This window comes from Streptococcus sp. GMD4S (assembly GCF_000296955.1).
Genome location: NZ_AJRE01000069.1, coordinates 1 through 8,821 on the forward strand (window position 1 = coordinate 1; position 8,821 = coordinate 8,821).

The window sequence follows — 8,821 nt, forward strand, 5'->3', positions numbered from 1 at the left end:
TCTTCATAAATCACCTTAGTTTGATGCTGCAGTTCAGCACCCTCACCCTTTCCCATGATAAAAAGGCATGGGCATTGAATTTTTTGGTAATCCACAATCTTTGCATGGTTAAATACATCATCAATAGCACTCTTAAAATCAGAAGTACCAAACTGCCATGCATACTTTTTAAGATTTAAATTTGCTGATTCATTCCAATTTCCAGCTAATTTTAAAATGGCATTTATTAACCAACTAGGTGCTTTCAAACTTGATCCAAATTCTTTTCTGAAAAGTTCTGCAACGTCGTAAATAGGGGTACTAGCAATCCAAGCATGAATTCTTGGATCCTTTTCGACAGCTTGTGCAGTAAAATATCCCCCTCCGCTGACACCATAAATAGCTAAATAATTTAGTTTAGGATTTCTATTTTCCAACCAGTCTATGCATAATGAAATTGGAATAGAAGCATCCACATCAAAGACCAGCCCTCTACTAGGATTGCTCCCTTGACCAGGAAGATCAACCATTAAAACATTATAATTTCGTATCCATCCAGGATATCCTGCAAAGTAAAATAAATCTTCGCGATAAGTATCACCTCCACCAATCATGATTATCGTTGGGCAATTATCGTCGCTATGAAGATAATAACCAGGCAAGTAAGAACCCTGATAGGGAATAGTTAATTTTTCAATCGGTGCACCTAGTGAATGAATTGCACTAGAAAACACCTTCTCCATTTGACGAACGGTCGGTAAATACTCTTCAGAAAATGGATCGGTAAATTGGATTGCCGAGCGAAGTGAGTAGGTCTGTGCAAGATAATACTGCGCCTTTGTTTGTTCACTCAATCCTGAATTACTTGCTTCTTGTTCAAGGTAGTTTACATGCGATAAAAATACATTTTTCCAGTCATCAGGCTTTGGTGAGTTCCCCAATCTTTGAGCAAGATAATAAAGCTCTCCATGAGAGAAACCAAAAATTTCACCGATTCCTAACAACCAATTGAAGAAAAAATCCGTATCACCATTCTTAAAAAATATTTGAGTCGATTGCCGTTTTAAAATAACATCATTTTCTTTCACCACGCGCCTCCTAATTCTGTGTTCTTTCATTCATTTAATCTAATTATAATCTGATAACATTCTCTATCAAACAAAAGCATTCAGATATCCATTTTTTAATCTTATAATCACAGATAGTGTATCACATAAAATGAACTTTTTCAAACATTGTATTTATATACTCCTTATGAAAGGATACGAAACTCATAAGTATCCTATATAAAATTAACCAATGATCCATTTTTATGAATACATCATAATCTGTCATTTCCACTTTGGTTATATTTTAGATATTCTAATACAAAATATTGGGACATCTTGTGTAGAAAATTTCTTTTTTTCGTAAATATTACAGTTTCTATTTTATTAAAGTATTGTCTCAGCTAGACTTATTCCTGTTCTTACGATTTTTGCTATTTTCTTCGTTTTCCTTTCTGATAACTTGCTGAAAATCTTCTATTTATCTTACCAATATACAGTATATAGTTTTTTTGTTTTGATAAACTTTGATAGTTCAATGAAAACCCAATTTTACACTCTGACAAAACACTATATCTTGTGCTTTGTTTTTGAAACTGTAACTTTTTAGCACAAGATTTAGTTTAAAAAGTTTGACAAAGTTTTTTTTTCTGATATACTAAGAAAGTAATCTATTTTGAAAGAGGAGTTACGAAAATGGTAACCGTTTATTCTAAAAACAACTGTGTCCAATGTAAGATGACCAAGCGTTTCTTGGACAGCAACAATGTCGCTTATCGTGAGATCAATCTCGACGAGCAACCAGAGTACATCGATCAAGTTAAAGAGCTCGGTTTCAGCGCAGCTCCTGTTATCCAAACACCAACTGAAGTCTTTTCAGGCTTCCAACCAGGAAAACTAAAACAATTAGCATAATCTTAGTACATCATCCAGAAGAGATTGCTTCTAGGGCTAACTTAGAGGCCTTTCTTTTGTAATTAGATAAAGGAAATTTTATGGGATTAAAACATCTTGAGGACGTAACTTACTTCCGTCTCAATAACGAAATCAACCGTCCTGTCAATGGACAAATCATGCTTCATAAAGATAAGGAAGCCTTGGATGCCTTCTTTAAAGAAAATGTAGTTCCAAATACCATGGTTTTTGATTCAATTACTGATAAAATCAACTACCTTATTGAACATAACTACATCGAAACTGCATTTCTCAAGAAATACCGTCCAGAGTTTTTGGAAGAATTGCATCAATTTATCAAGGACCAAAACTTCCAATTCAAATCATTCATGGCTGCCTATAAGTTTTACAACCAGTATGCCTTGAAGACTAATGACGGTGAATATTACCTTGAAAGTATGGAAGACCGTGTCTTCTTTAACGCGCTTTATTTTGCTGACGGGGATGAAGCGATTGCGACTGATATTGCCAATGAAATCATCCACCAACGCTATCAACCAGCTACTCCTTCCTTCTTGAATGCTGGTCGTGCTCGTCGTGGAGAGTTGGTATCTTGTTTCTTGATTCAAGTAACTGATGACATGAACTCTATCGGACGTTCCATCAACTCAGCTCTCCAACTTTCACGTATCGGTGGTGGTGTGGGAATTTCCCTCAGCAACCTTCGTGAAGCTGGAGCTCCTATCAAAGGTTATGAAGGTGCTGCTTCTGGTGTCGTACCAGTTATGAAGCTTTTTGAAGACAGCTTCTCTTACTCAAACCAACTCGGGCAACGTCAAGGTGCTGGGGTTGTCTACCTCAACGTCTTTCACCCAGATATCATCGCTTTCCTTTCAACTAAGAAAGAAAATGCCGATGAAAAGGTTCGTGTAAAGACCCTTTCACTCGGTGTTGTAGTACCCGATAAATTCTACGAATTGGCCCGTAAAAATGAAGAAATGTACCTCTTCAGCCCGTACTCTGTAGAACTTGAGTATGGTGTGCCGTTCAACTACATCGATATCACAGAAAAATACGATGAATTAGTCGCAAATCCAAATATCCGCAAGACAAAAATAAAGGCGCGTGATTTGGAAACTGAAATCTCTAAATTGCAACAAGAATCTGGTTACCCTTATGTCGTCAACATTGATACAGCCAACCGTGCTAATCCTGTTGATGGAAAGATTATCATGAGTAACTTGTGTTCTGAGATCCTTCAAGTTCAAGAACCAAGCTTGATCAACGATGCTCAAGAATTCCTTCAAATGGGAACAGACGTATCATGTAACCTTGGTTCAACCAACGTGGTCAACATGATGACTTCACCTGACTTTGGTCGTTCTATTCGCGCTATGGTTCGTGCTTTGACTTTCGTTACGGATAGTTCGCACATCGTAGCTGTTCCTACTATCGACCACGGAAACAGTTTGGCTCACACCTTTGGTCTTGGTGCCATGGGACTTCACAGCTACCTTGCCCAACAACTGATCGAATATGGATCAGCTGAGTCAGTTGAATTTACAAGCATCTACTTTATGCTTATGAATTACTGGACCTTGGTAGAATCTAATAACATCGCGCGTGAACGTGGTATCACCTTCCACAACTTTGAAAAATCAGACTATGCTAACGGAAGCTACTTCGACAAGTACGTGACAGGCGAATTTGTTCCAAAATCAGACCGTGTTAAAGAACTCTTCAAAGATGTCTTTATTCCAAGTGCTGCTGATTGGGCTGAACTTCGCGAAAAGGTTCAAGCAGATGGTCTTTATCACCAAAACCGCCTTGCTGTAGCTCCAAATGGTTCTATCAGTTACATCAACGATGTTTCTGCATCTATCCACCCGATTACGCAACGCATTGAAGAACGCCAAGAGAAGAAAATCGGTAAAATCTACTATCCTGCTGCAGGTTTGTCAACAGATACTATCCCTTACTACACTTCTGCTTACGACATGGATATGCGTAAGGTGATTGATGTTTACGCTGCTGCGACTGAGCACGTGGACCAAGGGCTTTCACTCACCCTCTTCATGCGTAGCGACATTCCAAAAGGTCTTTACGAATGGAAGAAAGAAAACAAACAAACGACACGTGACCTATCTATCCTTCGTAACTATGCCTTTAACAAGGGTATCAAGTCTATCTACTACGTCCGTACCTTTACAGACGATGGTGGAGAAGTCGGTGCTAACCAATGTGAAAGCTGTGTGATTTAATTTTTGCTTGAGGAAACTACATTTTCTCAGATTAGTGATTCAATCACCGTGTTAGACTGGAATAAGCATCTATACTATGAAATAACAAAAAGTCGGGCTTCCGACTTTTTGTGCGATACTCCTCTAGAATTATGATAAAATAGAAATAATTGTGAGCTCGCAATATTAAACACAGAAAGAGATTTCAAATGGAAACTTACTACAAAGCCATTAACTGGAATGCCATCGAAGATGTCATCGACAAATCAACTTGGGAAAAGCTGACAGAGCAATTCTGGCTCGATACGCGTATCCCCTTGTCAAATGACCTAGACGACTGGAGAAAACTATCAAACAAAGAAAAAGACTTGGTTGGAAAAGTCTTTGGTGGTTTGACCCTTTTGGATACCATGCAATCTGAAACAGGAGTTCAAGCACTTCGCGCAGACATCCGTACACCACATGAGGAAGCTGTTTTCAACAACATCCAGTTTATGGAATCTGTCCACGCAAAATCTTACTCTTCTATCTTTTCAACCTTGAACACCAAGGCCGAAATCGAAGAAATCTTTGAATGGACCAACACTAACCCCTACCTACAAAGAAAAGCGGAAATTATCAATGAAATCTACCTCAATGGTAGCCCACTTGAAAAGAAAGTTGCCAGTGTTTTCCTTGAAACTTTCCTCTTCTACTCTGGTTTCTTTACACCGCTTTACTATCTTGGTAACAACAAACTAGCCAATGTTGCAGAAATCATCAAACTGATCATTCGTGATGAGTCTGTTCACGGAACTTATATTGGTTACAAATTCCAACTTGGTTTTAACGAATTGCCTGAAGAAGAGCAAGGAAAGCTCAAAGAATGGATGTACGATCTGCTCTACACTCTCTACGAGAACGAAGAGGGCTATACAGAAAGCCTCTATGACGGTGTTGGTTGGACTGAGGAAGTTAAAACCTTCCTTCGTTACAATGCTAATAAGGCTCTTATGAACCTAGGACAAGATCCACTCTTCCCTGATTCAGCTGATGATGTCAATCCAATCGTTATGAACGGTATTTCAACAGGAACTTCTAACCACGACTTCTTCTCTCAAGTCGGAAATGGTTACCTCCTTGGTGAAGTTGAAGCCATGCAAGACGAGGATTACAACTACGGTTTGGACTAATTTGACCAATCATTCAAAATATCATGGTTTGTTTAAAACAACCATGATATTTTTGTTTTTGTTTTATTTTGTTTTTTTCTATTTGATTGATTGAGCGTTTTATGGTAAGATAATAATAGTAGAAATCGAGGTGATAAGGATGCTAAAGCAAGAAAAACTAGATAGTATTCTAGAAGCAGTAAATACAAAAGGCACTATTACTGTAAAAGAGATTATGGAGAGTCTTGATGTGTCAGATATGACAGCTCGCCGCTATTTACAAGAACTAGCAGACAAGGATTTGCTGGTTCGTGTGCACGGTGGCGCTGAAAAACTTCGTACAGGTTCTCTCTTAAACAACGAACGCTCAAACGTCGAAAAACAAGGCTTGCAGATTGCTGAAAAACAAGAAATTAGCCGTTTTGCAGGGCATTTGATTGACGAAGGTGAAACTATTTTTATCGGGCCAGGAACAACCTTAGAATGTTTTGCTCGTGAGCTCCCAATTGATAATATTCGTGTTGTAACAAACAGTCTTCCAGTTTTTCTAATCCTAAACAAACGAAAACTAACAGATTTGATCTTGATTGGCGGAAATTATCGCTCCATCACTGGTGCTTTTGTAGGGACACTTACCTTACAGGATTTGACCAACCTTCAGTTTTCTAAAGCTTTTGTAAGTTGTAATGGTATTAAGGATAAGGCAATTGCTACTTTCAGTGAAGAAGAGGGTGAGGTACAACGAATCGCCTTGAACAATGCCAATAAAAAATACTTACTAGCAGACCACAGCAAGTTTAATAAGTTTGATTTTTACACTTTCTACAATATCTCAGAGATTGATACCATCGTTTCAGATTCCAAACTGAGTCAGGAAACATTTGAAGATTTGTCGAAACAAACAACCATTCTTTTATCAAAACCATAAAAATTCCCCTGCCTTTTGGCGGGGAATTTTTGTTGAATTTTATTCAATAAGTTGTGTCTCAGCTAGTTTCTTGTACCAGTGAGCTGATTTCTTAGGATAACGCTCCTGGGTTTCAAAATCAACATAGAAGAGACCGTAACGTTTTTCATAACCGTTTGACCATGAGAAGACATCCATCAATGACCAGATGAAGTATCCTTTTACATTAGCTCCATCTGCAATCGCATCAGACAAAACTTCCAAGTGTTGCTTCACGTAATCAATACGACCATCATCGTAAACAGTGTTATCAACAAACTCATCTTTATAGCCGAGACCATTTTCAGTAATGTAAATCTTCTTGTAGTTAGGATAATCTTTCTTCACACGCATGATTTGGTCATACAAACCTTGAGGGTAGATAATCCAATCCCAATCCGTACGTGGTACATAATCAGGAGCTACACGACGACCAACGCCTTTGATTTGGTATTTAGAGCTTCCTTTCTCACCCTTCCCATTGTGGATGATTTCAGTTTCTCCATCAAAGGCTTCCATCCAGTCACTCATATAGTAATTGATTCCAAGGAAATCATTCAAGTCTTTTGCAGCTTCTAATACTTCGAAATCTTCTTCACGAAGATCTAAGCTACCACCATTGGCAGCCAAGATAGCCTCTACCCCTGCCAGGGTCTTTTCAGAGTAGTGACCCAGATAAGTTGCATCCAAGATAAATTTATTATGGATAATGTCCTCCAACTCTGCCGCAATAACATCTGCAGGATTTTCAGGATCAAGTGGGTACTTGGTTGGGAGAGCGTGCACGACACCAATTTCCCCTTTATAGCCTTTCTCTTTGTACAATTTTACCGCGCGTGCATGAGACACCATCATATTGTGGTGCGATTGGAAAACTTTGGCAAGATCGTACTGGATACCTGGAGGGAATTTCCCAACCAAATACTGACCATCTCCTATCGGCCCAATTTCATTAAAGGTTGTCCAAAAGTTAACTTCAGGAAACTCTTCAAAACAGAAAGCCGCGTAGTCTACAAAGTGTTCAATGTTTTCACGGTTTAAGAAGTCTCCATTTGAATGTAGAGCTTCTGGCGTATCAAAGTGATGAAGAGTTACAAAGGGCTCAACATGACGTTTGTGGCACTCTGCAAATAGATTATGATAGAACTCAACCCCCTTGTCATTAACTTTCCCATAACCAGTTGGAAAGATACGTGACCAAGCGATTGAGATACGGATACCATTGACACCATACTCTTCTGCAAGTTTGAGGTCTACTGGGTATTTGTGATAGAAATCACTGGCTGGTTCAGCAGTGTACCAGTAGTTATCTTCAAGATATTTATCCCACGCTACTGGTCCTTTACCATCAGTATGTGTAGCACCTTCTGCTTGATAGGCAGCTGTTGCGCCACCGAAAATAAAGTCTTTTGGAAGTGTTTTTGTCATTTGATTCACCTTTCAAGAAATAGAAATGAGATGGGGATATAGTTGGGAGGAATTACTCCATCTCACTTCTTCGCTCTTTACCTTTTATTCTTCGAACTGCTCTTGAACAAAGGCAAGAGCGCCTTTTCCATCGCGAGTCAGTTTAATGTATTGGCCACCTTCTGTCTTGGCAAGTTTGATACCAAGTTTGTCAGTTTCGGCCTTCATGTCTTCAAAGTTTGAAGCAACTTGAGGAGCAAGGATAACCAGATCAAACTCAGGCAACATTTCACGGTGAGCACCATAGCCACCAGCTGCTGCTTTAACAGGAACCTTGTACTCCGCAGCTGCTTTGTTTAGAGCATTTGCAAGGAGACCACTTGTACCTCCGCCTGCACAGAGAACGAGAACATTGGTTTCTTCAGTAATTGTGTTTTGCGCTGCTTCTACACCAGCTTTTTCAAGAATCGCATCTGCTTTGGCAGTATTGAAGTTTGCTGCTACTTTTTCTTTCAATTCATCATTGGCTTTACCTGAACGCTCTTCTTCAAGAATTTGTTCATCATAAACCTTGAGGAATGGATAGTAAATGGCTACGTCTACAAGAATTAACAAAGCAGCAAGTACAAATGACAAGAATTGGAAGTTTGTACCGAGAACAATACCGAGAGGACCTGGTGTTGTCCAAGGAAGGTTGGCAGTAAATGAGTTCATGCCAAGCGTTTCAATAAAGAATTTAAAGATCCATACGTTAGCAATTGGCGCAAAGATAAATGGAATAAAGAAAATCGGGTTCAATACAAGCGGTGCACCAAACAAGATTGGTTCATTTACACCAAAGAAAGTTGGCACTACTGAAGCACGTCCGATTGCACGATTTCGTTTTGATTTAGTTAACCACATGAACATGAATGGAACAACCAGTGTTGCACCTGTACCACCCATGGTAACAATAAACATTTGTGTACCTGAAGTAAGGATCTTGTCTGCATGCATCCCTTGTTGGAGAAGGTTCAAGTTGACTTCGGCATTTGCATAGGTAATAGCTGCGATTGCTGGTTCAACGATAGATGGACCATGGATACCAACAAACCAGAAGAAGGCAAAGGCACCAAAGATAATCGTAATACCTAGATAACCATCAGCAGCAGAGAATAA

General features: G+C 39.1%; 7 protein-coding genes. 4 read left to right on the forward strand and 3 right to left on the reverse strand.

The features are described 5' to 3' along the window. A partial coding sequence (locus tag GMD4S_RS06175; RefSeq protein WP_000661898.1) for an alpha/beta hydrolase family protein occupies positions 1-1,067 on the reverse strand: 1,067 nt, incomplete at its 3' end. Between the two features lie 654 nt (positions 1,068-1,721). On the opposite strand from GMD4S_RS06175, the gene nrdH reads away from it, so the two are divergent. The 4 genes from nrdH (at position 1,722) to GMD4S_RS06195 (ending at position 6,238) form a co-directional block, all read left to right on the forward strand. Then, positions 1,722-1,940, forward strand: a complete 219-nt coding sequence (gene nrdH / locus GMD4S_RS06180; protein WP_000259240.1) for a glutaredoxin-like protein NrdH — start codon at positions 1,722-1,724, stop codon at positions 1,938-1,940. An 80-nt stretch (positions 1,941-2,020) separates the two neighbouring features. Further along, a complete protein-coding gene (gene nrdE / locus GMD4S_RS06185) occupies positions 2,021-4,180 on the forward strand; it encodes a class 1b ribonucleoside-diphosphate reductase subunit alpha (protein ID WP_000523273.1) in 2,160 nt (719 codons plus the stop codon). A gap of 188 nt (positions 4,181-4,368) precedes the next feature. Further along, positions 4,369-5,331 carry a class 1b ribonucleoside-diphosphate reductase subunit beta gene (gene nrdF / locus GMD4S_RS06190; protein WP_000451373.1) on the forward strand — a complete coding sequence of 321 codons (963 nt, stop codon included), beginning with the start codon at positions 4,369-4,371 and terminating at the stop codon, positions 5,329-5,331. A 139-nt stretch (positions 5,332-5,470) separates the two neighbouring features. Next, positions 5,471-6,238, forward strand: a complete 768-nt coding sequence (locus GMD4S_RS06195; RefSeq protein WP_000917587.1) for a DeoR/GlpR family DNA-binding transcription regulator — start codon at positions 5,471-5,473, stop codon at positions 6,236-6,238. Between the two features lie 39 nt (positions 6,239-6,277). Here GMD4S_RS06195 and lacG read toward each other — a convergent pair whose 3' ends face one another. Together lacG and GMD4S_RS06205 are read right to left on the reverse strand one after the other, a co-directional pair. Further along, positions 6,278-7,684, reverse strand: coding sequence for a 6-phospho-beta-galactosidase (gene lacG, locus GMD4S_RS06200; protein WP_000169240.1), 1,407 nt, complete (start codon positions 7,682-7,684; stop codon positions 6,278-6,280). Between the two features lie 84 nt (positions 7,685-7,768). Then, positions 7,769-8,821 (reverse strand): lactose/cellobiose PTS transporter subunit IIB (locus GMD4S_RS06205; RefSeq protein ID WP_000652395.1); only part of this gene is annotated, 1,053 nt, incomplete at its 5' end.